The organism is Streptomyces lydicamycinicus (assembly GCF_000829715.2).
In the GTDB taxonomy this organism is placed as follows: Bacteria; Actinomycetota; Actinomycetes; order Streptomycetales; family Streptomycetaceae; genus Streptomyces; species Streptomyces lydicamycinicus.
In genome coordinates this window covers 20,380-43,681 of record NZ_BBNO01000013.1, presented here as the reverse complement: position 1 = coordinate 43,681, position 23,302 = coordinate 20,380, and the positions used below count along the sequence as shown (strand labels likewise).

17 protein-coding genes and 4 pseudogenes are annotated in these 23,302 nt (G+C 69.3%); 10 read left to right on the top strand and 11 right to left on the bottom strand.

The genetic code is table 11. The features are described 5' to 3' along the window. Positions 1-29 precede the first annotated feature (29 nt). Positions 30-566: an Lrp/AsnC family transcriptional regulator gene (locus TU31_RS34840; RefSeq protein WP_042162254.1), complete on the bottom strand. Its 537-nt coding sequence runs from the start codon at positions 564-566 to the stop codon at positions 30-32. Positions 567-626: 60 nt separating this feature from the next. Between TU31_RS34840 and TU31_RS34835 the strand changes: the two genes are divergently transcribed. The 3 genes from TU31_RS34835 (at position 627) to TU31_RS37550 (ending at position 3,231) form a co-directional block, all read left to right on the top strand. Further along, positions 627-1,892, top strand: a complete 1,266-nt coding sequence (locus TU31_RS34835) for a trans-sulfuration enzyme family protein (RefSeq protein WP_245698974.1) — start codon at positions 627-629, stop codon at positions 1,890-1,892. Positions 1,893-2,258: 366 nt separating this feature from the next. Then, positions 2,259-2,705: a hypothetical protein gene (locus TU31_RS34830; protein ID WP_063770851.1), complete on the top strand. Its 447-nt coding sequence runs from the start codon at positions 2,259-2,261 to the stop codon at positions 2,703-2,705. 346 nt (positions 2,706-3,051) lie between these two features. Continuing rightward, positions 3,052-3,231, top strand: a complete 180-nt coding sequence (locus TU31_RS37550; protein WP_078886116.1) for a CsbD family protein — start codon at positions 3,052-3,054, stop codon at positions 3,229-3,231. Between the two features lie 488 nt (positions 3,232-3,719). Here TU31_RS37550 and TU31_RS34825 read toward each other — a convergent pair. From TU31_RS34825 to TU31_RS40795, 5 genes and pseudogenes are all read right to left on the bottom strand, one after another. After that, a pseudogene (locus TU31_RS34825) lies at positions 3,720-4,427 on the bottom strand (PAS domain-containing protein); the annotation flags it as partial. Positions 4,428-4,593: 166 nt separating this feature from the next. Then, positions 4,594-4,766, bottom strand: a pseudogene (locus tag TU31_RS40725) (transposase); the annotation flags it as partial. Between the two features lie 257 nt (positions 4,767-5,023). After that, positions 5,024-6,367, bottom strand: coding sequence for a serine/threonine-protein kinase (locus TU31_RS34820; RefSeq protein WP_042162250.1), 1,344 nt, complete (start codon positions 6,365-6,367; stop codon positions 5,024-5,026). A 700-nt stretch (positions 6,368-7,067) separates the two neighbouring features. After that, positions 7,068-7,681 (bottom strand): annotated as a pseudogene (locus TU31_RS34815) (serine/threonine-protein kinase); the annotation flags it as partial. A gap of 829 nt (positions 7,682-8,510) precedes the next feature. Next, the gene (locus TU31_RS40795) at positions 8,511-8,804 is read right to left on the bottom strand and encodes a DUF8730 family Cys-rich protein (RefSeq protein ID WP_078886115.1); all 294 of its coding nucleotides are present in this window, start codon (positions 8,802-8,804) and stop codon (positions 8,511-8,513) included. 970 nt (positions 8,805-9,774) lie between these two features. Here TU31_RS40795 and TU31_RS34810 point away from each other — a divergent pair. The 3 genes from TU31_RS34810 to TU31_RS40030 all read left to right on the top strand — a co-directional run bounded on the left by TU31_RS34810 (position 9,775) and on the right by TU31_RS40030 (position 11,302). Then, complete coding sequence (locus tag TU31_RS34810; protein ID WP_042162248.1) at positions 9,775-10,431, top strand: YeeE/YedE family protein; 657 nt, start codon at positions 9,775-9,777, stop codon at positions 10,429-10,431. Next, positions 10,431-10,847, top strand: coding sequence for a YeeE/YedE thiosulfate transporter family protein (locus tag TU31_RS34805; protein WP_042162246.1), 417 nt, complete (start codon positions 10,431-10,433; stop codon positions 10,845-10,847). The genes TU31_RS34810 and TU31_RS34805 overlap by 1 nt, the downstream gene beginning before the upstream one ends. Positions 10,848-11,062: 215 nt before the next feature. Then, entirely contained in the window at positions 11,063-11,302 is a 240-nt protein-coding gene (locus tag TU31_RS40030; protein WP_245698971.1) for a transposase, read from the top strand. An 842-nt stretch (positions 11,303-12,144) separates the two neighbouring features. Here the strand turns inward: TU31_RS40030 and TU31_RS39430 are convergent. The 3 genes and pseudogenes from TU31_RS39430 to TU31_RS34790 form a co-directional block, all read right to left on the bottom strand. Continuing rightward, positions 12,145-12,377: pseudogene (locus tag TU31_RS39430) on the bottom strand (site-specific integrase); the annotation flags it as partial. 239 nt (positions 12,378-12,616) lie between these two features. Next, positions 12,617-13,816, bottom strand: coding sequence for a serine hydrolase domain-containing protein (locus TU31_RS34795; RefSeq protein ID WP_042162244.1), 1,200 nt, complete (start codon positions 13,814-13,816; stop codon positions 12,617-12,619). 70 nt (positions 13,817-13,886) lie between these two features. Next, complete coding sequence (locus TU31_RS34790) at positions 13,887-15,086, bottom strand: serine hydrolase domain-containing protein (RefSeq protein WP_042162242.1); 1,200 nt, start codon at positions 15,084-15,086, stop codon at positions 13,887-13,889. 140 nt (positions 15,087-15,226) lie between these two features. On the opposite strand from TU31_RS34790, the gene TU31_RS34785 reads away from it, so the two are divergent. After that, a complete protein-coding gene (locus TU31_RS34785; protein ID WP_042162240.1) occupies positions 15,227-16,468 on the top strand; it encodes a sensor histidine kinase in 1,242 nt (413 codons plus the stop codon). An 82-nt stretch (positions 16,469-16,550) separates the two neighbouring features. Beyond that, positions 16,551-17,231 (top strand): response regulator transcription factor, encoded by a 681-nt coding sequence (locus TU31_RS34780; RefSeq protein ID WP_042162238.1) that lies wholly within the window; start codon positions 16,551-16,553, stop codon positions 17,229-17,231. Positions 17,232-17,348: 117 nt separating this feature from the next. On the opposite strand, the gene TU31_RS34775 is transcribed toward TU31_RS34780, so the two are convergent. Beyond that, positions 17,349-18,521 carry a GDSL-type esterase/lipase family protein gene (locus tag TU31_RS34775; protein WP_042162236.1) on the bottom strand — a complete coding sequence of 391 codons (1,173 nt, stop codon included), beginning with the start codon at positions 18,519-18,521 and terminating at the stop codon, positions 17,349-17,351. A gap of 36 nt (positions 18,522-18,557) precedes the next feature. Here TU31_RS34775 and TU31_RS40370 point away from each other — a divergent pair, with 36 nt between their 5' ends. Further along, the gene (locus TU31_RS40370) at positions 18,558-18,683 is read left to right on the top strand and encodes a hypothetical protein (protein WP_275451877.1); all 126 of its coding nucleotides are present in this window, start codon (positions 18,558-18,560) and stop codon (positions 18,681-18,683) included. Between the two features lie 180 nt (positions 18,684-18,863). On the opposite strand, the gene TU31_RS34770 is transcribed toward TU31_RS40370, so the two are convergent. Continuing rightward, positions 18,864-19,868: an alpha/beta hydrolase gene (locus TU31_RS34770; protein WP_042162234.1), complete on the bottom strand. Its 1,005-nt coding sequence runs from the start codon at positions 19,866-19,868 to the stop codon at positions 18,864-18,866. A gap of 239 nt (positions 19,869-20,107) precedes the next feature. On the opposite strand from TU31_RS34770, the gene TU31_RS34765 reads away from it, so the two are divergent. Next, positions 20,108-23,056, top strand: coding sequence for an AfsR/SARP family transcriptional regulator (locus tag TU31_RS34765; RefSeq protein ID WP_042162332.1), 2,949 nt, complete (start codon positions 20,108-20,110; stop codon positions 23,054-23,056). Positions 23,057-23,302: the final 246 nt, after the last annotated feature.

The window sequence follows — 23,302 nt, the reverse complement described above, 5'->3', positions numbered from 1 at the left end:
CGTGGCTTCGGCTTGGACCGGTATACGCATCAGGCCCCGGGGTTCCCGGGGGCCTGATGGTCGAAGCTGGTCGTGGGGGCGGGAGCGCCGTCGGGCCAGGGTGGCAGCAGCGGGCCGCAGTCCCACTGCTGGAAGATCAACCGGGTCTCGACGCGGGCCACTTCGGGCCGTGAGGTGAACCCGTCGAGGACGAGCCGCTGAAGATCCGCCATGTCCGCGACCGCGACATGGACGAGATAGTCGTCGGGCCCGGTCAGATGGAAGACCGTAATGGACTCCGGCAGCGCCCGGATCCGCTCAACGAACGGCCCCACCAACTCCCGCCGATGTGGTCTGACCTGCACGGACAGCAGTGCCTCCAGTCCCCGGCCCAGTTTCGCCGGGTCCAGCCGCAGCTGATGGCCGAGAATCACTCCCGAGCGGCGCAGCCTGGTTACCCGGTCCAGACAGGTCGAAGGCGCGACACCGACCTGCGCGGCGAGATCGCGGTACGTCATCCGTGCGTCGTTCTGCAGCAGCCGTAGCAGATGGAGATCCACCGGATCCAGTACGACAGAATCGGCCATATATCGAACGTAACACGGGATCCGGCGCTCGGACCCCGCTCGGTGTTCAGACTCCTGACCATGGACTCCGGCAGCTTTGACGCATATGACGTACCGGCCGACCCGCAGGGAACCGGCCATGATCCCGACGGCACCGGTCGTCGTGTCCCGGGCGTGCCCGCACCCCGGGCGATCGCCACCGAGGCGGTGCACGCCGGGCGGGACGACCTCGCTCGGCAGGGGGTGCACGCCCCGCCGATCGACCTGTCCACGACCTACCCCTCGTACGACAGCCGGGGCGAGGCCGCCCGGATAGACGCCTTCGCGGCCGACGGTGCCGAACCGGAGGGCCCGCCCGTCTACGGCCGCCTCGGCAACCCGACCGTCGCCCGCTTCGAGACCGCCCTCGCGCGTCTTGAGGGCACCGAGAGCGCGGTCGCGTTCGCCACCGGGATGGCCGCGCTGAGCGCCGTGCTGCTCGTACGCAACGCGATGGGCCTGCGCCATGTCGTCGCCGTACGACCGCTGTACGGATGCAGCGATCACCTGCTCACCGCAGGGCTGCTGGGCTCCGAGGTGACCTGGGTCGACCCGGCGGGCATCGCGGACGCGCTGCGCCCCGACACCGGCCTGGTGATGGTCGAAAGCCCGGCGAACCCGACCCTCGCCGAACTCGATCTGAGAGCCGTCGCGCACGCTTGCGGTTCCGTCCCGCTGCTCGCCGACAACACCTTCGCCACCCCCGTGCTGCAACGCCCCGTCGAGCAGGGAGCCCGTCTCGTCCTGCACAGCGCCACCAAGTACCTGGGCGGCCACGGAGACGTCATGGGCGGCGTGGTGGCCTGCGACGAGGAGTTCGCCGGGCGGCTGCGCCAGGTGCGGTTCGCCACGGGCGGAGTGCTGCATCCGCTCGCGGGCTATCTGCTGCTCCGTGGTCTGTCGACGCTGCCCGTACGGGTTCGAGCCGCGTCCTCGAACGCGGCGGAGCTGGCCGGTCGGCTCGCCGCCGACCCACGCGTCACCCGCGTCCACTACCCGCGCATCGGAGGCGCCATGGTCGCCTTCGAGGTAGCCGGCGACCCCCACGACGTCATTGCGGGCGTCCGACTGATCACCCCGGCCGTGAGCCTCGGCAGCGTCGACACCCTCATCCAGCACCCCGCGTCTATCAGCCACCGCATCGTGGACGCCAACGACCGCCGCGGCGCGGGAGTCAGCGACCGGCTGCTGCGGCTCTCGGTGGGGTTGGAGGACTCGGAGGACCTGTGGGCCGACCTCGACCGGGCGTTGGGGACGGCGCCGGGGCCGGGCAGGGTCCTCCGGGAAGCGGCGGTCGCGAACAGGTAGAACCGCCGCACGGACCGCTCGCGGCCGGACCGATGTCGGTCAGCTCTCTGGTGACGGTGACCGGGTCGTCGTTCTTCAGCTCGTCGACCAGCTGCTTGACCTTCGGCCAAGACCCGGCGCGAGATCGTCCGATGCCTCAAACGCTACGCTGCCCGGGAGGTCTTCCACCTGGTCAGGCCCTCACCATCATGACCTTCGTCATAGGGGCAGCGTGATACCGCGTGAGAGGTGAGGAACCCGTCGGCTCCGTGGTCGCTGACATGTCGATGAGGATCGCCCGCAGCCGAAGAAGGTGCCCGGTGGTGTCTGAGAGCGGATGGGTGCAGCCTGAGAACAGCGGTTTCGGGTGATTATCAGGAGCTCGTCATGATTGTGATTCTCGGAGTGATCCTCTTGATCGCTGCGGTAGTCGTCGGCGTCGCCGCCGTTGTTACCAACATGGGTAGCGCACACGAACTGACGGCAGCGTTCAAGGTTTTCGGGTACCACATGACCGGATCCACCGGCATGTTGTTCCTCTTCGGTGCCATCATCGGTGCGGTGGCAGTGCTCGGGCTGAGTCTGCTCCTCGGCGGCATGCGCCGAACCACCCGCAAAAAGCACGCAATGCGTCAAGCGCTCAAGGGGGAGCGCCACGATGCAGCCGTTGCACGCAGCACGGACCACGAGGGCCGCGTCGACCACCCTGACACGAGGAGCGACCTGGGAACAGCGGCACGGCAGGACGGCACCTCTCCTCGGGATGGCCGACCCGACCGGGACGGACACCGTCGCAAGCGGCACCTATTCGGACATCGACCTGCCCAGCGGTAGGTCATGAGCCGAGCTGGTCCGGCATCATCGTGCACGAGCCGTGAGCCACTCGCCGAGGTGGCCGAGTCGGCCTCCAGCGCGCCGTCAGCACGGCAAGCGGAGAGCGTCAACGTGCTACCCCGCGACAAGCGCCGAGCGGCACGCCGCCCGGCGCTGTCGGGTAGCCGTGCCGTCGCCCGGCTGTTCGGCGGAGCAGCAGGTGGCCCGCGGCCGTCACTGATCCCGGACGGCCGCGGTTTTCGTGGCTTTGTGGCCTGGGCGCCATTTTCCCTATTGGCTCGAACTATTCGAATGCATTCTGTGCGATTATTGCTTCTAGCAGCTGGGCGCGAGAAAGAGGTGAATCGTGAGCGCGAGCGAAAAGGCGAAGGCGAAGGCCGAGCAGGTCAAAGGCACAGTGAAGAAAGAAGCCGGTCGATCCGTCGGTAACGAGGGTATGACCGTCAAAGGTCAAGCGCAGCAGAGTAAGGGTGCCGCCCGTGAGGCCAAGGAGAAGGCGAAGGACACTTTCAAGAACAGAGGCTAATTGCATGGAACGGTAGGTCACGTTCCGAAACTCTGTGTTGCGCCCACCTACGCGCACTTCGGTACCACCCCGCATCATGGGGTGCCGGGCGAATGGTGAATGCCTGCCCGAGGGGGGAATGGGCGCGCAGCTCGTGGGCGAGTGCGTCCGAATCCGTCGTCGGTGGCGGGCCGATCCAGGCGACGCAGCCGTTTGCACGTCTGGGCGAGGTTGCCCCTGGGTGATTTGAGCCGTGCTATTGCGAGCACAGGGCCGGGCATAGGTCGTAGACGGCGGCGATGGGCTCGGCGGAAGCGCGGAAGCCGGCTCGGTATCTCCTTGATGCCGGGTGGAGGTCAGGGGATTTAGTTCTGCGGCGGCGGCCAGGCCAATCCCCGGCACACGCATGGCCGCGTCGCGCAGCAGCATCGCTTCGAAGAGCAATGCCCCGGCTGCGAGCAGGATCAGCGAGGCGGCCAGGGCGGCGGGGATGCGACGCGCGTCCAGCCGTACAGCGAGATCGACCAGGCGTGCATGTGTGGGTGGGCGGGGGTGTGGCCGACGATGGTGTACTCGTCGATCATGGGGGCTCCGGTCTTGAGGACCTGCCGCATCCCGGCCTCCGGACCCTCGAACTTCGCCGCGGTCATGATCTCGCGGTAGTGCCGACCCAGATGGTCTTCCGCGAGGATGCCGTGCATCCGTTCCAGAGCGGGGTTGACGGCCACGTACCGCAGATCGGTATCGAGGATCGCCAGCCCGATGGGAGACTGGGAAATCAGCCGGGTGGACAGGGCGAGGTCCCGATCGACCTCCCGAAGCCTTGACCTGTCGGTGGCCATGCCGAGGGTGTAGAAGTCGCCGAGGTCGTCCAGCAGCCGCATGTTGCGGAACTCCACCAAGCGAGTGCTGCCGTCCTTGTGCCGGATGGGAAATGCCCCGGCCCACCGCTCCCCGGTGGCCATGACCTCGGCGAACAACTTGATCATCAGATCCCAGTGCTGTTCGTGAACGAGTAGCGGCGCAGCGTACTGGCCGAGCGCCTCCTCAGAGGTATAGCCGAACAGCTCCTCGGCCTCCGGGCTCCACAAGACGATCCGCCCATCGGCATCCAGCAGCACCGCGGCAACGCCGAGAAGATCCATCAGTCCGCTCGGCTGCGACGATCGCTCTTCCGGCTGGCCGGCGTCAGCCGGACGCCCATCGGCTGTGCTCACGGGCACTCTTTCCCTGCGCCGGACCACAAGGGCCTCTGCTGCCAGTCCGTGCCCCTGGCCCGTACCTGTGGAGTGCTTTGGCTTCCATGGTCCACCTTGGAGCGGCCGACCGCTCACGCGCTGGAGCAGGATCGTCCCCGATGAGGAGTGGGTGCCGCGGGACCGTCCGCCGGACCAGGACCCCGTTGATCACCTGCGATGGCACTTCCATCGTCCGTCCCGGCTGACGTTCCTCGGCAAATGTGGTTCCAGACGAGCCCACTCCGCATCGGCGAGATCTACCGCCTCACACCACGCTGAACGGTCCGGTCTCCGGCTCGTAGCCGACCCATTAGACAGGCCCTAGCCGGCAGGCGTTCGGGTCATCGGCTCGTCTGACGTGTCGCTCGCCATCTCGGGCGTGGTCGGCTTGCGGGGCAGCCTGGGGTGTGGGTGGCGTCGATGGAGGCGAGGGCTACGGCGAGCATCCCGGCCCATGGCCGGACTCAACGCGCGAGGTGGTAAAAGCCGTTGCGACCGGGGGAGCACTTCGCCGTAGGTCCGGGGTCGCTCGGTCAGAGCCGCACCACGTCACCACGCTGCTCGGTACACCCTGGTCAGTGCTTGCCCTTGCCTCCGTGCTTGCCCGCTGCCTTGGGACTCTTCTTGGCGTCGGCCGGTGCCGCCGTCTTCTCGTCGGCAGTCTGCGCAGCGGACGAAGAGGGCGAGGGGGTGGGTGAAGATGGGGGAGCCGCGCCACTCGATGCTGGGGACGGTGGGATGGAAGGGTTCACAACAGCGGACGGCTCAGCCTGCGGCACCTGCGCCGTGCCGGTGTCGGGCGAGAACCACGTCAAGCCCGCGAGCAGCGCCACGAAGAACAAGGCGGCACCGCCCAGCAGCGCCACCAGGCGGGAACGGCGTGAGATCGGCAGGTGAGGGCGGTGCGGCGCGGCCCGGTGCACCGTCGTCTTCCACTCCGTTTCTGCTGCCGGGACATAGACGCCCCCGACAGAGGGGGCAGGTACGGCGGTGCCTGGTACTGGGAGGCCGGGGACGGCGGTGCCCGGGCCGGTGATGTGCGGCCCGCGCACGGCGGAGGGCGCGGGCCTGCGACTCTGTGCCGGAAGTTCCTGCGGCAGGGGCTCCGGCGTCCCGCGCCAGGCTCCGCGCCCGAACCAGTCCGCCACCTGATGGGCCGTGGGCCGGTCCTCGGGCTGCTTGGCCAGGAGCCCGAGCAGGTAGCTCTCGAAGGCAGGCGGGAGGCTGGTGCCGAGCTGCCGGGGTGGCACCGGGGAGGCGTCGAGGTGCTGGTGGAGGATCGCGAGGGCGGTGTCCGCCTGGAACGGCGGCCGCCCGGTGAGGAGTTGGTAGAGCACGCAACCCAGCGCGTACACGTCCGAGGCAGGGCCGGCGGGCCGGCCCAGAGCGCGCTCGGGCGCGAGATAGAGGCTGGTGCCGACGATCTGTCCGGTGACGGTGAGGGCCGCACCGGGGTCGTCGACGAACCGTGCGATGCCGAAGTCGCCGATCTTCAGTGAACCGTGGGTGTCCAGCAGGAGGTTGGCAGGCTTGATGTCCCGGTGGACAATGTTTTGCCGGTGGGCCGCGGCAAGTCCGGCCGCGGCCTGCGCAGCGATAAGGGCCACGCGCTCGGCAAGCAGCGGACCGGAACCGGCGAGCCGGGCAAGGCTGTCGCCCTCGACCAGTTCCATCACCAGAAACAGACGGTCCTCGTGCTCGCCGAAGTCGAGGACACCGACCACGTGCGGGTGGTTGAGGCATCCGGCCGTTTGCGCCTCCAGGCGGAAGCGGGAGGCGGCACTGGGGTCGGAGCCCTGGGGAAGCAGCAGTTTCACCGCAACCGGTCTGCCGAGCGATTCATCGAAGGCCCGCCAGACCTCCCCCACCGCTCCCCGACCGACCACGTCCTGCAGCCGGTACCGGCCCGCTATCAGCACCTGTGTTTCATCCTCATGCCATGAGACGTCTCGACCACCGCAGGCCGTAACTCACCACGTGGGTGAGGGTGGGAGGTGCCGCAGCAGCCCCAGCATACCGGCCCCGCAGGCCCCCCTTCCCGGCCCTGGCACTCCTGCCGCAGACCGTGTGCTGCCACCCGCTCCTCGCATCGCAGTAGTGTTCTGGTCGGCTATCCGGCCCTAAGCGGTGGGGGTTGTTGGGCCTCCTGCTCGGGGCGTACGAATCTCACAAGTCGGGAGCCAGATGACCGCGGTGGACAGGCGGGCACCACAACTCGTCGGGCACCAACCGCTCAACCAGATCCGTCATGCACGATTCAACGGACGATCACGCCATAAGAAACGGCGTCGTATCAGGCCACGGTGTGATCCTGCTGTCCGCCGCGCGTAGATCGGGGGCCGCCGGGCACGGCGCTTCGGCCGGCACCCTGACGGCGGCGCAGCCGCCGCGTTAACAGGTCTGTGCCCCTTCACATGCCGTGCCTACCTGGACTTCCCGTGCCCCTGGAGCGACTGGTCTTGATCTCAGGCTGATAGCCGACTGCTCAGCGGCCAAGCTCCATCGACGAACCTGCCCGCCGCCTCCAGCAGCGGCAACTTGCACGTGATGGGCCGCTGCTGACCACACGACCGACCACTCGCATCGTCCCACCTCGCAGGCCGGCGAAACTGCACGCCCGACAAGGGGGTAGAGCACGCAGCCCAGGGAGTACGCGTCGGATGCCGGGCCGGCGGTGCGGCCCAGGGCCCGCTCGGGCGCGAGGTAAAGGCTGGTGCCGACGATCTGCCCGGTGGCGGTGAGCGAGGCACCGGGGTCGTCGCGGAAGCGGGCGATGCCGAAGTCGCCGATCTTCAGGGTGTCGTCGGCGCCCAGCAGGAGGTTGGCCGGCTTGATGTCCCGGTGCACGATGCCCTGCCGGTGCGCGGCGGCCAGCCCGAGGGCGGCCTGTGCGGCGATACGGGCCACGTGCTCGGCGGGCAGCGGTCCGGAGACGGTGAGCAGGTCGGCGAGGCTGTCCCCGTCGACGAGCTCCATCACCAGGAACAGACGGTCTTCGTGCTCGCCGAAGTCGAGAACGCCGACCACGTGCGGGTGGCTGAGGCGACCGGCGGTCTGTGCCTCCAGCCGGAAGCGGGAGGTCGCGGTGGGGTCGGAGTCGTGGGGGAGCATGAGTTTCACGGCAACCGGTCTGCCGAGCGTCTCGTCGAAGGCCCGCCAGACCTCCCCCATCTCGCCCCGCCCGAGGGGTCTCCCAGCCGGTATCGGCCCGCTATCAGGGACTTGTTCTTCATCCTCATGGCCAAAGACGTCTTGATCGCTGCAAGCCATGGCTCGCCGTGGGGCGCGGATCAAGGTGCGGGGGGGCAGCAGCGGCCTCAGCTTACCGGCCCTGCAACCTTGTCTTTCCGGCGGCGCAGAGCCCGGCTGCTACGGGCAGCCCCGCCAGAGGGCGGGATGCGTGCATGGTTCTCGGCTGAGTCGTGACGGTTTCAAGTTGCTCCATTCACAAGAGCGCTGGATTAGTGGCCAATCTCCAGCCATCAGTGACATTTCAGGGACATGGTGCGCAGGAAGGAGTGACCCGATCACGAGGGTCGAGGCGCTCACCCTCATGGAGAGGTGCGCGGGCGCCGATCGCAGGAGCGGGGTGGTTCCCCCTGCCGGCCCGCTCCCGCGCACATACGACAGCCCGGGCGTCCCACATGGCAGTGGCGCCCGGGCTGCCGTCAGTAGCGAATCCTCAGAGGCCGTCGGATGGCACCGGCGGCCAGGATATTCGCCCTCTCGCACGCGTCCACGACGGTCTGCCCGGCATTCACGTCGGCGACGCGCGACTGGCAGCTTTCCATCCGGAGCATCATCTCTACATCCGGCGCATCATCGCGCTCCGCCAATCGGTGCAGCGGGCCTGCGGAAAGTGGTTGAGGATGAGGTCATCAGAAGAAGTGGATGCTGTTACGCAGAGCGCCTATGACGTTCGTCGCGAGACGCGAGTGTCGGTGCTGGCTCCGTGCTCGGCGTCACTTGGCACCCCGGAGTTCTGAAATCGGGGTTCTCATGGCCCAACAACCCACGCCTTGGGCTCAAGGGACCGAAAGCAAGCACACTCGGATGATTACCTCAGGCCGGGCTTTTCGCCCAATCGATGAGCCGAGCCCACCAGCCGCCCCTCGACCGGCCCCGTGGACTCCCCGGGGCACCAGGAGCGCGTGTGCGTCGCGACGACTCGCCTTGTCGGGCTGGCGCCGATCCCGTTCGAGTCGCCGCCTTTACTGGGCGCGCACGCTTGCGTTCCGCAGGCTCACACATGCACCGCTGGGCGTTTGGTACGCCCATGAGTACTTGGTCCACATGCCTCCCGCAACCCTCAAAGGTCAACTTCCGGCACGACGGACAGACGGCACGTTGGCACACGATTACCTCCCTTGGTTCTTCGCTTGAGATCCACGATATTCACGCCATCACCACAAGGAACTCCAGAATTTACAACTCCTTCAGAAGCAGCTTCCTTGCGCCGGTGTGGGCCGTCCTCATGGAGCCGAATCACGATCCAAGTTACCTCGCCGGCGGTCATGAAAATCCGGACATGAGAGGCAGGTGCCGCATATCCGTCGCGGAGAGTATCTCACTAAGTGGTGTCAAGTGACCTGTTTGGAAAAATTCCCGAAGTTGCTCGGGACACCGAAACAATGGTTGCATCTCGCCCGGTCGAGAAAGGGAGGCACAGCGCCTTCTGTCACTGCCCGCCACCGCATTGCTTTTCACGCCGCCGACCGGGCCAGCGTGGGCAGGAATCGAGAACAGTAACCGCTCTCCCCCAACGGGTGGTACACCAGTCAGGAGGGAGCAACGTGGGTTGCTCACACGCCGCAGGATGCCCCCTTTTCCCCCTACTCAAGGCGAGCTTGCAAGGGTGGCGCGAGTACTACTGCGACAGCGCAGATCAATGGCACGGCTGTGCCCGCTACCAGATGTCACTCACCGGCGAGCGCGTGCCGATCAGCCTGCTGCCCAACGGAGCCAGCGCGCGACACCTCGAAGCCCCGGCCGAGGCGGGCCGATCCAGCGCCACCAGCGCGGCGGCCGCCCCTCGACAGTCCCCGCCGCCACGCCCCACTCCGGGGTCACCGGAGCCCGCGTCCTGGCCCCAGCCGGCACCGACCCAGCCACATGAGCAGTCACAGTCGTGGCCTGGAACCGCGACACAGGAAGCCATGGCCCAGATCGGAGCCACACCTCCACCAGCAGATGTCTGGCATGACCGGCCGTCACCGCCCCCACAGGTCGACCGATCTTCAGACAGCCTCACTCGACAATCACGGCACGCGCCCGCCCCGAAGCGCGGCTGGTGGGCTCGTTTTGCCGATTGGATGAGAGGACCCGCATGAGTACCTACTGGCCCTGGTGGGCGGGCGCTATCGGGCTCGCCCTGGTCACCATCAACCACACCCTCATCACTGATCGGTCTCTCGGGGTGTCGGCCGCGTGGGATCGCGTGCTGCACTGGCGTCGCGAACGCGAGCTCGAACGGATGGACGAGGAGTTCGCCGACGATCAAGCTCTGGCCGACGCGCTTGCCGCAGCCACAGCGGAGCACTTCGGCACCGGCACCGGCGCGTCCACCGTGCCGCAGGCTCCGCACGAGAAGTCGCAGCCACTGGAAGCCGACACCGAATCGGCAGCGAGTGAGCGTCCGGCAGCCACGAGCCTGCGCCCGGCCCCGCTGGTCACTCAGGCTGCCTTGCTGATGTCGATCTTCCTCGGTGGGTTCATCGCCGCGGTCGCCTCCGGGCGGTTCCACCTTCGCTTCGACATGGGACCCGGCTTTCGGGACCTGGTCACCGCCGATTCGACCACCATGGTCGCCATGCTGTTCGTGGGAGGTGTGCTGGTCGGCTTCGGCACCCGGCTGGCCGGTGGGTGCAGCTCCGGCCACGGACTCAGCGGCTGCGGCCGGCTGCGGCCGGTCAGCCTCGTCGCGACCGCCGTGTTCTTCGGCACCGCCGTCGCGGTGTCGTTCCTGCTGTGGAAGGTGATCTGATGCGTACTCGGGGCGCGATTCTGCTGGCCAACATCATCACCGGACTAGCTCTCGGTTACACCGTCACCAACATCGGTTTCGGCGACTTCACTGAGCTGAACCGCATGTTCACCTTCCAGGACCTGCGCATGCTCCTCTCCTTCGCGGGTGCTGTGGCGATCCTCGTGTGCGCGTTCGCTCTGCTGCGGGTCCGCCGCACCCCGGGACGCATCCACGCCGGCGTGATCCCCGGCGCGGTGTTGTTCGGTACGGGCTGGGCGATCTCAGGCGGATGCCCGGCAATCCCGATCATCCAGGTCGCCAGCGGATACCTACCTGCCCTGATCACCATCGTCGGCGTCATCGTCGGTATCCGGTTGTGCCGCTGGGCCAACGCCCGGTACTTCCACCTCGACCGCGGCTCCTGCGGGCTGTAACCCAGCACCCCACACCGACACGAGCCATGCAGCTTGGGTCTCTCACTTTGGCGATCCCCCGACGGCCTCCGGCAGCCCGTGCACATCTGACAACGTGATCAAGCCCAACCGGAAGCGCAGCACGTACAGAGTAAATACGCGACGCACATACGGCTCTCCCTCGTGCCCGTGCTCGGCACCAAGCGACTGGAGATCCTCGGCCCGCGCCACGTTCCGTGTTCCTCGCCGACGTGGCCCGCAAGTCCTCCGCGGCGACGGCCAGGATGCTCACCGCGGTCGGCGTAACTCCGCGCATGCTGATAGCGCTGTGCGAGGTCAGCCCGATCGAGCGTTCCTCGGGCAGCCGGCAGTACTGTCGCCTCAACCCCGGCGGCGACCGGCAGACCAACGCCGCCCTCCACGGGATCGTGCAGACCCGCCTGCGCTTCGACACACGCACCCAAGACTACTTTTGAGCGCCGCACCAAGGATGGCAAGACCCGACGCGAGATCGTCCGATGCCTCAAACGCTACGCCGCCCGCGAGGTGTTCCACCTGGTCAGGCCCACACAGCCATGACCTCCGCTATAGGGGCTGTTGTGATCGGCTCCACCCAGAAGATAGGCACGGGCACGCTGCCGTGGTGCCGCGGCTGTGGCCTTCAGCCGCAGAAATTCAACCAATCGCCCGGCGATCCAGGTCTTGCCGACGTCGCTGTTGTGGTGCTGGCCTCTGGCCACTGGAATGCAAGGATCGGCTCCCGGTGCTGCGGTGTGACGGCGTAGCTGCTGTGGTGCCGCGGAGCTTCATGGGCGAGGTGGCCTTGATCTGCTCGGTGCCGCTGGAGCTGTTGCGGGGCCGCAGTCCAGGACTACGGAGATGTAGTTGGTAGCCCTCGACGGCCCGGACTTCGTGGACGCTGCCGCTGTGGTGCCGCGGTTCACCACCGCAGAGATGCCCCGCATCGACCTACCCCCATCCACCACCACCATCACCCTGCTGTGGTGCCGCGGCCCTTGGCCGCGGAGATGCTGTCAACCTGCCCGGCATCGGCCTGGAACGCAACTGGGTTGTGGTGCCGCGGCTCGGGACCGCGGAGATACCAGCTCGGGTGTGGCCGCCACCACGTAGGCCGGGTAGCTGTTGTGGTGCCGCGATTCGTGATCGCGGAGATGCCTTAACGACGCTCTCCAACACGCTTGGAAAGCGTGTTGGGGGCAACCCCTCACGAGTTCGAATCTCGTATCCTCCGCCAGTGCCTCACCGGGCACAAAGTTGAAGGGCCCCACCGCTTGCGGTGGGGCCCTTCAACTTTGTCTCAGCCCTCGTTGTCCTGGCCTTTGTCCACAAGAGCTGTTTCCGGGGTTCCCCAGATCGCCGCGCCGATCTTCCGGGCCACTTCCTTCAACAGGTGGTCGGGGACATGGAGATACCGCGCCACATCCGTGCGGCCCCGCCCGGTTCCCCACCCATGATCTGGTCGATCACCCGGTCCGGGACGCCCAGCACCATGAGCACCGTTCCGGCCTTGTGCCGGACGTCGTGCAGTCGGGCCGTCCAGGTGGCGGGCGACGACCGAGGTCCGGTAGGCCATCGCTGATCAGGTGATCCAGGCTCCAGCGATCAAGGAGTTCCCTCACGAGGTGGGCGACAGGCGGCCCTCCAGATCGGCCGGGCCGACGTCGTGGGCGGTGACGACGTGGCGGCTGTGCGCACACATGAGACCGATGGGCCCGACCCCATGTCGGGCCCATCGGTCGTTCTGCTTCACGCAACGCCCTCGGCGAGGTTCAGCGGCACAGGGCGGTGTCCACGGCGCGTTCGAGATTCCTCCGGCCCGCCTCGTCGGTGAGCTGCATGGTGACCGCGACGTTGGTGGCGCGGCCGTCGTCGGTGGCGCCGCCCCGGGTCTCGTACCCCGGGAAGCTGCCGCCGTGGCCCCAGGAGAGGCCGCCGCACGGCAGCGGCCTGCTGACGAGTCCAAGTCCGTAGCGGGCGCCGGGGCCGAAGGTCGCTTCGGCGGGGACGGTGGAGCGCATCTGGGCGAGCTGGGCCGAGGGCAGGAGGCGGCCGGCCAGGAGTGCGCTGAAGAAGCGGTTGAGGTCGGAGCCGGTGGAGATCATCTGGCCTGCCGCCCAGCCCCAGGAGGGGTCGATCTCCGTGATGTCGCGCAGCGGCACGTCCGCCGATTCCCGGTAGTAGCCGTGGGGGTGGGGCTCCCGAATGCTCGCGTCACCGGGGGCGGGGAAGTAGGTGTGGCGCAGCCCGGCGCCTCGGACGACGCGCCGGTCGATCTCCTCGGTGAGGGGGCGGCCGGTGACCTTCTGGATGATCAGGCCGGCGAGCACGTAGTTGGTGTTGCTGTACTTCCAACTCGTCCCGGGGGCGAAGTCGGCCGGGTGCTGGAGGGCTGTGGCGAGCAGTTCGCGGGGGGTGTAGTACCGGACGTCGTCCCCGAGGTGGTTGCTGTAGTTGGGGAGTCCGCTGGTGTGCTGGAGGAGCTGGCGGACGGTGAGGCGGCGGCCGTCGATCCCCTTTCCGCGGACGAGGCCGGGCAGGTAGGTGTCGACGGAGGCGTCCAGGTCCACCCTCCGCTCCGCGACGAGTTGGAGGACGACGACCGCGACGAAGGGCTTGGTGTTGCTGCCGATCCGTACCTGGCCGTCCCTGGGCACCTTCGAGCGGGTGGTCAGGTCGCCCACTCCTGCGGTGTAGGTGCGGATGCGGCCGTTCCGGTCCTGGACGCTCGCCAGCGCGGCGGGCATCCCGTCGTCGCGCACCAGCGTGTTCAGGGCCTGCTGGACGGCGTCCGGCCTGGCGGCGGCAGCAGCGGAGGCGGCAGAATCCGAGCCGGAGGCGGCGGGCGGGGCGAGGGCGCCCAGTGTCATGACGCCGATGGCCACCGCGACCGCGGCCGACACGGCTCGTCGCCGTCTGCCGCCCTGCTGCCGGGTCGGCGAGCGAAGCCCTTGCCGTGTCTGTCCACGCATGAGTCAACTCCTGAGGAATCGTTGGACCGTTGTTGGGGTTGCCGGGTTGCCGGGTTGCCGGGTGCGTGATTCAGCCGCACAGGGCCCTGTCCACGGCGTCCTTCACGTGCTGCGTGGCTGCCTCGTCCGTCGGGATGTTGGTGACCGCGACGTTGGCGGCGCGGCCGTCGTCGGTGACACCGCCCCGGGTCTCGTACCCCGCGATGTCGCCGCCGTGGCCCCAGTAGACGCCGCCGCACGACAGCGGCCTGCTCGTGAGCCCCAGCCCGTAGCGGAGGCCGGAGGTCCCGGCGGGGACGGTCGTGCGCATCTGGGCGAGCTGGGCCGCCGGGAGGAGGCGGCCGGCGAGGAGCGCGGTGAAGAAGCGGTTGAGGTCGGAGTTGGTGGAGATCAACTGACCTGCGGCCCAGCCTACGGAGGGGTCCATCTCCGTGAAGTCGCGCAGCGGTGTGTTCGCTGGGTTGCGGTGGTAACCGTGGGGGTGCGGCTCTCGGATGGTCATCTCGCCGGGGGTGGGGAAGTAGGTGTGGCGCAGCCCGATGCGCTTGATGATGCGCCGGTCGATCTCCTCGGCGAGGGGGCGGCCGGTGACCTTCTGGACGATCAGGCCGGCCAGGACGTAGTTGGTGTTGCTGTACCCCCACTTCGCCCCCGGAGCCGCGTCGGCCTTGTACCGGAGGGCGATGTCGAGCAGCTCGCGGGGCTCGAAGTACCGGTTCCTGATCTCGTCGTCGTCGACGTGTATGCCGTACTCGGGGAGTCCGCTGGTGTGCTGGAGGAGCCGGCGGACGGTGATGCGGCGCCCGTCGATCCCCTTTCCGCGGACGAGGCCGGGCAGGTAGGTGTCGACGCAGGCGTCCAGGCGGATCTTCCCTTCGCCGACCAGCTGCAGGACCACGACCGCCGTGAACGCCTTGGTGTTGCTGCCGATCCGTACCTGGCCGTCCCTGGGCACCTTCGAGCCGGTGGTCAGGTCGCCCACTCCTGCGGTGTAGGTGCGGATGCGGCCGTTCCGGTCCTGGACGCTCGCCAGCGCGGCGGGCATCCCGTCGTCGCGCACCAGCGTGTTCAGGGCCTGCTGGACGGCGTCCGGCCTGGCGGCGGCAGCAGCGGAGGCGGCAGAATCCGAGCCGGAGGCGGCGGGCGGGGCGAGGGCGCCCAGTGTCATGACGCCGATGGCCACCGCGACCGCGGCCGACACGGCTCGTCGCCGTCTGCCGCCCTGCTGCCGGGTCGAGGAACGAAGGCCCTGCCGGGTCTGAGCACGCATGAGTCAACTCCTGGGGAATCGTTTGGTCGAGGCACGATCCTGGTTTCCAGGGCCCGCTGACCGCATCGCGGGAAGGCGGGAGAAATCGCTCCCCCGATCGGGGGAGGCTGCCGGGGGGCTGCCCGGCGATACTGGCGCCCATGATCAGGGGAATTCGGCCGCTGCTGCGCGGCTCCACGTATGCGGGTGTGCTGTTCGCCTATTGCGGCGCGCTGGCGAGCCTTCCGCTGCTGCCTTTCGCCCTGTTGCCGGCGCTGTCGTGGCGATCCGCTTCCGAGAGCGTGCAGATCGTCCTGGTCCTGCTGGTCTGGGCGGTACTGGTCGGCGTGGTCGGCCTGGCGCGCCCCGTACGGCGGGTGCTGGTCGTGTCGGCCCGCCGGCTGCTGCGGGTGCCGCTGCCGAATCCGGTGGCCGGTCGCCGGCCCTCCGGTTCACTCGGCCTCGACCGCTGGCGGACCCCGCTCTGGCTGGTGCTGCACGTGGCCGTCGGGTGGACGGGGGCGCTGGCGAGCGGGGTGCTGTTCATCATGGGCCTCGCCCTGCCGGGGAACTGGCTCGGCGCCGAGGCGCGGGCGAGTCTGTTCGGCACGTCGGTCCGGGTGTCGGGCGGGTGGAGCTGGGTGGTGGCGGCCGTGTGCATCCTGCTGGCGGTAGCCATCTGCGTACTGGTGACGAAGGCCCTGCGGTGGGCGGCGCCACGGCTGCTGGGGCCGTCGGCGGCCGAACGGCTCGCGCTGGCCGCCGAGCGGGAACAGCTGCTGGCCGAACGCAACCGGATTGCCCACGAGTTGCACGACTCGATCGGGCACACGCTGACGGCGGCCACCATCCAGGCGGCGGTGGCGGGCGAGGCGCTCTCCGCCGACCCGGCGACGGCGCGGGCCGCCATGCGCAGCATCGAGGAGTCGACGCGGGCCGCGCTGGAGGACCTGGACTACGTGCTCGGAGTGCTGCGCGAGGAACAGTCGGGGACGGCGCCGACCCGGACCCTGGCCGACCTCCCCGAGCTGCTGGACCGCCTGCGGCACGCGGGCGCGGTGGTGGAACCGGAGCTGTCGGGCGACCTGGCGCAGGTGCAGGGGACACTCTCCCGGGCGGCGTACCGGATCCTCCAGGAGGGGCTGACGAACGCGCTGCGCCACGGGGCGGGCGGCCCGATCGTGGCCCGGGTGGCGGCCGGGCCGGACGGACTGGAGCTCACGGTGGTCAACCGGACCGGGGCACGGACGAGCCCGGGCCCGGGGGAATTCCCGACCTCCGGCCACGGTCTGCCCGGACTGGCCGAGCGCGTCCGGCTGCTGCACGGTGAGTTCCAGGCCGGCCCGGACGGGACGCAGCACTGGCGGCTGGCCGTCCGGCTGCCGGCGCGGGGGTCGGCGTGAGTGGATCCGACGCGGGCGAAGGCATGGCCCTCCGGCTGCCGGTACGGGGGTCGGCGTGAGTGGATCCGACGCGGGCGAAGGCATGCCCCTTCCCCCCGTCACCAGCCCCGCCGTCACCCTCCTGATCGCGGACGACGAGGAGGTGACCCGCAGCGGCCTGCGCATGCTGCTCGCCGCACAGCCGGGCATCACGGTGGTCGGCGAGGCCGCCGACGGCGTCGAGGCGGTCGAACGGGCGCAGAGCCTGCGGCCGGACGTGGTCCTGATGGACGTACGGATGCCGCGTCGCAACGGGATCGAGGCCACCCGCCAACTGCTGGCCGAAACGGCCGACCCGCCGAAGGTCGTGGTGATCACCACCTTCGAGAACGACGGCTACGTCACCGCCGCCCTCAGCGCGGGCGCCAGCGGCTTCGTCCTCAAGCGCCTCCCGGTCCGTCAGATCGCCGAGGCGGTCCGGGTGGTGGCGGCGGGCGAAGCGGTCCTCTTCCCGGCCGCACTGGGCCGCATGGTCGCCGCCCGCCCGCTGGGCTCCGCCCAGGCCCTGCCGCACGCCGCCCTGACCGGCCGGGAGGAGGAGGTGCTGCGCCTGATGGCCACCGGGCTCTCCAATCCGGAGATCGCGGAGTCCCTCACGGTGAGCCTGGAGACGGTCAAGACCCACGTCGGAAACGTGCTGACCAAGCTCGGCGCGCATAACCGGACCCATGCGGTGGTGATCGCGTACGAGTCCGGCCTGGTGGTCCCGGGCTTCGCCGGCTGACGGCTTCCGCCCCTCTGCGCGGTCGCCCGCAGGCTGCTCAGTACCGGCCGCGACGTAACTCTGCAGCTACGTCCTGGTTGCAGTTCAGCCGGAAGCCGCCGCCCCAGGCGGTCCCGGTCATTCAGCAGCCCCGGTCATGCAGCCGAAGGGACCGTGGTTCGCGAAGGCGTGGGTGGCGAAGCGCTTGCCCATCCGGCGGTATGCGGCGGCGGTGGGGTGAAGGCCGTCGGGCAGGTCATGCACCTCGTCCGGGCCGAGCAGCTCGCGTCCGTCAAGATAGTGGAGGTGGGGATCGCGGGCCTGCCGGGCCGCCACGATCCGGGCCAGCTCGGCGCGGACCACCGTCAACGACAGCGCCCCGCCGGCCACATCGGCCGGGTCGCCCAGGGCTGTGATCTTCCCGTCCGGGCCCATCGCGGTCGGGCCGGGAGTCTCCTCGACCGCCGGACAGCTCACCGGGGACATCAGCAGCAGCGGCGTCTCCGGGTGCCCGTCCCGGATCGTGTCCAGGAATCCGTGCACCGCCGGGGCGAACGTCCGCAGCCGGAACGCGGCCAGGCTCACGATGTTGATGCCTACCTTGAGGCTGATCAGGTCCGCGGGCACATCGCGGATCGTCCGGGCGACATACGGGTCCAGCACTTCGTTGCCCGCCTGGCTGAGGTTGATCACCTCCACGCCTCCGAGTGCAGCCGCCACCACCGGCCAGGTGCCGGTCGGGCCGTCGGCCTCGATGCAGTGGCTGATGGAACTGCCGTAGTGCACCCAGCGGCGCCGACCGTCCGGCAACGGCGCCAGCACCTCGCCGTCAGCCTTCAGTGCCACCAGTTCCGTGGGGGTCTGCTGCGGCAGCCACAGCTCGACGTTCTTCATGCCCGTCGGCAACCCGGCGAACCGTACGGTGCCCGGCTCGCCAGGGATCGTTCGCTGCACGGCCCCAGGGCCCGCCATCCGCACCACGTTGCCCACCGGTGCTTGCCGACGACCGGCCGGAGCGCCGTCCACCAGAAGTTCCAGCATCCCGGTGGGCCGGGGCTGGGGGTCGGTGTCGAGCTGCCCTGTGGAGGTGAGTACCTCGAACTCCAGCTCACGCGCATCCGTGCGGAACACCAGCCGCACCCCCGAAGGCATCAGGGTCACCCCGTAGACCGACGGGTTCTGATACTGCTCCTTGGTCCACGCGGGTAATCGGCGCGGCATCACCCCCGCCGGTGTCATCTCCAGGTCCAGTGCACCCCGTAACTCCACCGGCCCGCCCATCAGCGGAACCGCCCGCATCGCCATCGTCATCGCTCCCACCCCGGGTCAAAACGCCCTCAGGTCCGGATGCGTGTACGCACCCGCGAGTTCGCCGCCACCACCCTGACACAGCAGCACTCCGTGCCCTCTCCGTACGTCGGCGTTCAGGGCCATGGGGCCTGCGAGATCTATGCGGGCACCGAACTGGAGTGAACAGCGATGAGCAGCGATGGGCAGCCATGAGCAGCGGTGGATACAGCTTTGAACTGCACCAACGGACTTGGAAAGCGTGTTGGGGCAACCCCTCACGAGTTCGGATCTCGTATCCTCCGCCCGGCCTCACCGGGCTGAACGAAGGCCCCGGCCGGGAATCCGGCCGGGGCATGGCCGGCTCTACGCCTGACGGAGTCGGGCGATGATGCCGTCGATGTCGCGGATGGCCATCTCGGGGCGGACGAAGTGTCCGCCGGGCTCCTCGTGCCACTCGTGCGGGATGCCGGCTTGGTCGAGGCCGGCTCGGAACTCCCGCTGGCCGGCGAGCACTTCGGTCTCGTTGAGCAGGTCGAACGGGTCGACCGGGGTGGGACTGGTGCCGGCGACCATGAAGACCCGCTTGTTGCGGTAGCTCTCGATGTGCTCCATGGGGTTGTCGGCGCTGACCCTGGCCTCGTCGAACGGCTCGCCGTAGATCGTGCCGCCGCCCAGGTCCAGGGCCGCGGAGGACACGTTGGCCCAATGGGCGACCGCGCTGAGGTCGCGGCGCAGGCTGGGCGGGCCGGAGTGGGCGCTCACCGAGGCGAAGTGGCCGTAGTACTTGGCTGCGTACTTCAGCGCGCCGAAGCCACCCATCGAGAACCCGCCGACGGCGCGGCCGTCGTACTCGGCGTACGTCCGGAAGTTCGCGTCGATCCACCGGAGCAACTGGTCGATATGGAAGGTCTCCCAATTCCGGGGGCCGGTAAGGGAGTTGACCGGGTTGGAGTACCAGCCCGCGTGTCCGCCGTCGGGCATCACGACGATGATCGGCTTGCCGGCGGTCCAGGCGCGGATGCCTCCCTCCGGCAGCCGGTCCCAGGTCATGAAGTCCTGATCGGTACCGCCGCCGTGGAACAGGTAGAGGACGGGGTAGGTGCGGCCGCTGGTGTGGTAGTCGTCAGGGAGCAGGACGTTGACGGCGGGGTCCCATTCGACCGCGTCGGTCGCGAACCGGTAGTACCACATGCGGGGGTCGGCCTCGTTGCGGTCCTTGATGGTCAGCCCGAAGCCGTCGTCGGCCGCACTGGCCGCACTGGCCGGCGACGCCGTCGCAAGGACGCCTGCGCCGCCAAGAGCCATCGCCGCGGAGATTCCGCCGACGGCCTTCAGAACACTCCTGCGGGTGGAGAGGTGCTCGCTCAATCTGACCTCCTGGTCGGGAAGTTGCACGAACGGATCGCTTGCTGCGGAACACTCGGGTACGTCATGGTGAGTTCCCCCGTGGCGGGTGCCGTGGAGCCGGCCGAGCCCGCGCCCGGTGCCTTCCCTCTCTCGCCGTTCCCTTGCTTCCCAGCGGTTCTCGGTGGTGACTTGCCAACCCTTGCGGGAGGCGCTGAAATGCCGATGAAATCTCGATGATGCGGGGGAGCGGAGGCTTCGGGATGGACGGGGGATCGCATCAGCGGCTTCGGATCGCGGTGCTCGGGCCGGTGCGGGCCTGGCGTGACGGGACGCCGCTGGACCTGGGGCCGGTTCGGCGGCAGGCGGTGCTGGCCGCGCTGGTGCTGCGTCCGGGCCCGCTGGTCAGCCAGGAGCAGCTGCTCGTCGGCGTGTGGGGTGGACAGCCGCCGAGGTCCGGTCGCCGGGTACTGCCGAGCTACGTCTACCCGCTGCGGAAGGCGCTCGACGCGGAGGGCGCCGGACGGACAGGGTCGGTGATCCGCAGTGGCCGGGGCGGGTACAGCTTCGTCGGCGACGGAGTGCGGCTCGATGTGGCGGAGCTGGCCGAGCGGGTCGGTGAGGCACAGCGCGCGAGGGCATCCGGTGACCTGGCCACCGCAATGGACCGGTTCACCGAGGCGCTCGCCCTGTTTCGAGGCGAGCCCCTGGCCGGGCTGCCGGGGCCGTTCGCGCAGGGCGAGCGGCAGCGGCTGTCGCAGCGCCAGCGCACGCTTCAGCGGGAGAGGCTTGAGTGCCTGGTTCTTCTCGGCCGGTCCGCCGATGCCCTGGACGACCTCGCCGCTGTGTCCGCTCTGCCCGAGTCCGATCCGTACGACGAGTCGCTGACAGCGCTGAGGATGCGTGCCCTGTACGGCATCGGACGCCAAGTGGCCGCGCTGAGCGCCTATGAGGACATGCGCGAGCGGCTGCGTGACCAGCTCGGGGTCGATCCCGGCGAGGAACTCCGTCGGGTGCACCAGGCGGTGCTGCGCCGGGATGACGAGCAGCTCCTCGGTCCGGCGGCGGCGCGCTCTGCCGCTCCGCCGGACCGGCCCCGGCCCCGCCGCGCGGTCAACGAACTGCCGGGCGACACCGGCCGCCTCATCGGGCGGGAGCGCGAACTGGCGCTGCTGACCGCGTCCTCGCCGCCCGAATCCGTGTCGATCGTGGCGGTGGACGGCACGGCCGGCGTCGGCAAGACCGCGCTCGTCGTCCACGCTGCCGGTGCGCTGCGCGCCCACTACCCGGACGGCTGCCTGTTCGTGGACCTGCGCGCGCACAGCACGGAACGGCAGAGGCAACCGCCGCAGCGAGTGCTGCGGCGGTTGCTGCGCTCGGTCGGCGCAGCCGACAGCGAGGTGCCTGACGACCTCGACGAACTCACCGCGGCCTGGCGGGCCGCGACCAGCTCGCTGCGGCTGCTCCTCGTGCTCGACGATGTGCTGAGCGCGCAGCAGATACGGCCGCTGGTGCCCGCCGGGCCGGGCAGCATGGTGCTGGTGGCCGGCCGGCGGCAGCTGGCCGGACTGGACACCGACCGACGAGTCACGCTGGAGCCCCTGGAGACAGGCGATGGGCTGTCCCTGCTCAGGCACATCGTCGGGGAGGAGCGCGCGGACCGGGAGCCGGAGGCGACGCGTGAGCTGGTCCGGCTGTGCGACGGGCTGCCGCTGGCGCTGCGCATCGCCGGGGCACGGCTGCAGACCCGCCCTGCCTGGACGCTGGCGTACCTGGTGGACCGGATGGCGGGCGACGAGCGCCGCCTCGGCGAGCTGAGTGCCGGGGATCGCAGCGTGGAGGCGGCCTTCCGGCTGTCGTACGACCAGCTCGCGCCGGCGCAGCAGCGCGGATTCCGTACCCTGGGCCTGTCGCCGACGGTCGAGTTCAACCCGCTGACATCAGCGGCCATGCTGGGTTGCTCGTCCCGCGACGCCGAGCAGACCCTGGAAAGCCTGGTCGACGCGAGTCTGCTGCAGCAGACTCGTCCGGGCCGCTACCGCTTGCACGACCTGGTTCGGGTGCACGCGCGGCGGCTCGCGGAAGCCGCACCCGCCGAAGCCGGCGCGGCCCGTACAGCCGTACTCCGCCTCTATCTGGACGCGGGCCGGATCACCAGCGACTGGGGCCAAGGCGGTTTCCCCACCGGGCCGCAACCCGCCGGAGCGCCGTTCGCGGACTGGAAGGACGCCGGCGGCTGGCTGGACGCGGCGAGCGGAGAGCTCGTCGACGTCGTCGGGCACGCCGCAGCGCTCGGCGAGGCCGACTACGCGTGCTGGATCGCCGAGGCCCTGAGCGACTACTTCGTACGCCGGGGCCGTTACCACGAGTGCCGAACAGCCCTGGAGATCGCGCTCGCGCATGCGGACGAGGCCACCGACCGGCGGATGGCCCCCGCACTGCGGAACTGCATGGGCGTCACCGACATCTATCAGGGCCGCATCCGCGAAGGGCGCGCCTGGTTCACCGAGGCGCTTCACCTCAGCCGCCGCCGCGCGGACCGGCGCGAAGAGGCGCGGGCCCTGGCCGGGCTGGGGGCCGCCGACCTGAATTCGGGCCGGGTCGAGCGGTCAATTCCCTGTCTCACCGAGGCAGTTGAGCTGGCTCAGCGGCTCGACGACCACTGGCTCGCCGCGATGGGGCTTTGCGTACTCGGCGCCGTCCACCACAGTCAGGGGCGATGCGAGGAGGCGTTGGCCTGCTTCGCCGCCGCCCGCGCCCACGCCGAGACGAACGGCAGACCTCGCATGATCAGCATGGCCTTGGGCAACGCCGCCGGCGTCCACCTCGACCTCGGCCAGTACGGTGAAGCCAAGATCCTTTACCGCCGAGCGGCGGACCTGGCTCAGCGGGTCGGGGACGTCCTCATGCACGCGATCGTCCTGACCCGGCTGGGCGCGGCAGAGCATGGAGAGGGAAACCTGAGCGCCGCGGCGGCCCTCCACCACCAGGCTCTCTCCCAGCACCGGACGCTGTCCCCACTCACTGAACCCAACTGCGACCGGCTGGAGATGGACATCCGTTACCGGCTGGGCCGCACCTACTCCGCGGCAGGCCGCGTCGCCGAGGCACGAGAGCAGTTCCACACCGCGCTCGCCCTGCCCGGAGCCGACGAGCACCCTGAGGAGCGCGCGCTGGCGATCGCGGGACTCAAGGAGTGCAAAGACTGCTAGCCAGTAGGTCGGCGTGGATGCGGCGTCGCCACCATGCAGACCGCGCCTCTGATCCACCCGGGCTCCGGAGAGCGTGAGCGAGTCACCCGACCCACGTCACCACGGCGCCTCGATACCCCGCTGACCAGCGACAACCAACGGAACTCTGGTCTCAGTCCCGGTCTCGTTCATGGGTGTCCAGGGTTGCACACCAGCCCCGCCGAGGACGGGTCCACCGCAGGTCGGAACGGTACTGATCATTCCCGA

What these genes read in the sequence shown, in the direction of transcription:
- TU31_RS34840 (WP_042162254.1), bottom strand. Translation starts at nt 566, where the DNA reads ATGGCCGATTCTGTCGTACTGGATCCGGTGGATCTCCATCTGCTACGG.
- TU31_RS34835 (WP_245698974.1), top strand. Translation starts at nt 627, where the DNA reads ATGGACTCCGGCAGCTTTGACGCATATGACGTACCGGCCGACCCGCAG.
- TU31_RS34830 (WP_063770851.1), top strand. Translation starts at nt 2,259, where the DNA reads ATGATTGTGATTCTCGGAGTGATCCTCTTGATCGCTGCGGTAGTCGTC.
- TU31_RS34810 (WP_042162248.1), top strand. Translation starts at nt 9,775, where the DNA reads ATGAGTACCTACTGGCCCTGGTGGGCGGGCGCTATCGGGCTCGCCCTG.
- TU31_RS34805 (WP_042162246.1), top strand. Translation starts at nt 10,431, where the DNA reads ATGCGTACTCGGGGCGCGATTCTGCTGGCCAACATCATCACCGGACTA.
- TU31_RS34795 (WP_042162244.1), bottom strand. Translation starts at nt 13,816, where the DNA reads ATGCGTGGACAGACACGGCAAGGGCTTCGCTCGCCGACCCGGCAGCAG.
- TU31_RS34790 (WP_042162242.1), bottom strand. Translation starts at nt 15,086, where the DNA reads ATGCGTGCTCAGACCCGGCAGGGCCTTCGTTCCTCGACCCGGCAGCAG.
- TU31_RS34785 (WP_042162240.1), top strand. Translation starts at nt 15,227, where the DNA reads ATGATCAGGGGAATTCGGCCGCTGCTGCGCGGCTCCACGTATGCGGGT.
- TU31_RS34780 (WP_042162238.1), top strand. Translation starts at nt 16,551, where the DNA reads ATGCCCCTTCCCCCCGTCACCAGCCCCGCCGTCACCCTCCTGATCGCG.
- TU31_RS34775 (WP_042162236.1), bottom strand. Translation starts at nt 18,521, where the DNA reads ATGACGATGGCGATGCGGGCGGTTCCGCTGATGGGCGGGCCGGTGGAG.
- TU31_RS40370 (WP_275451877.1), top strand. Translation starts at nt 18,558, where the DNA reads ATGCGTGTACGCACCCGCGAGTTCGCCGCCACCACCCTGACACAGCAG.
- TU31_RS34765 (WP_042162332.1), top strand. Translation starts at nt 20,108, where the DNA reads ATGGACGGGGGATCGCATCAGCGGCTTCGGATCGCGGTGCTCGGGCCG.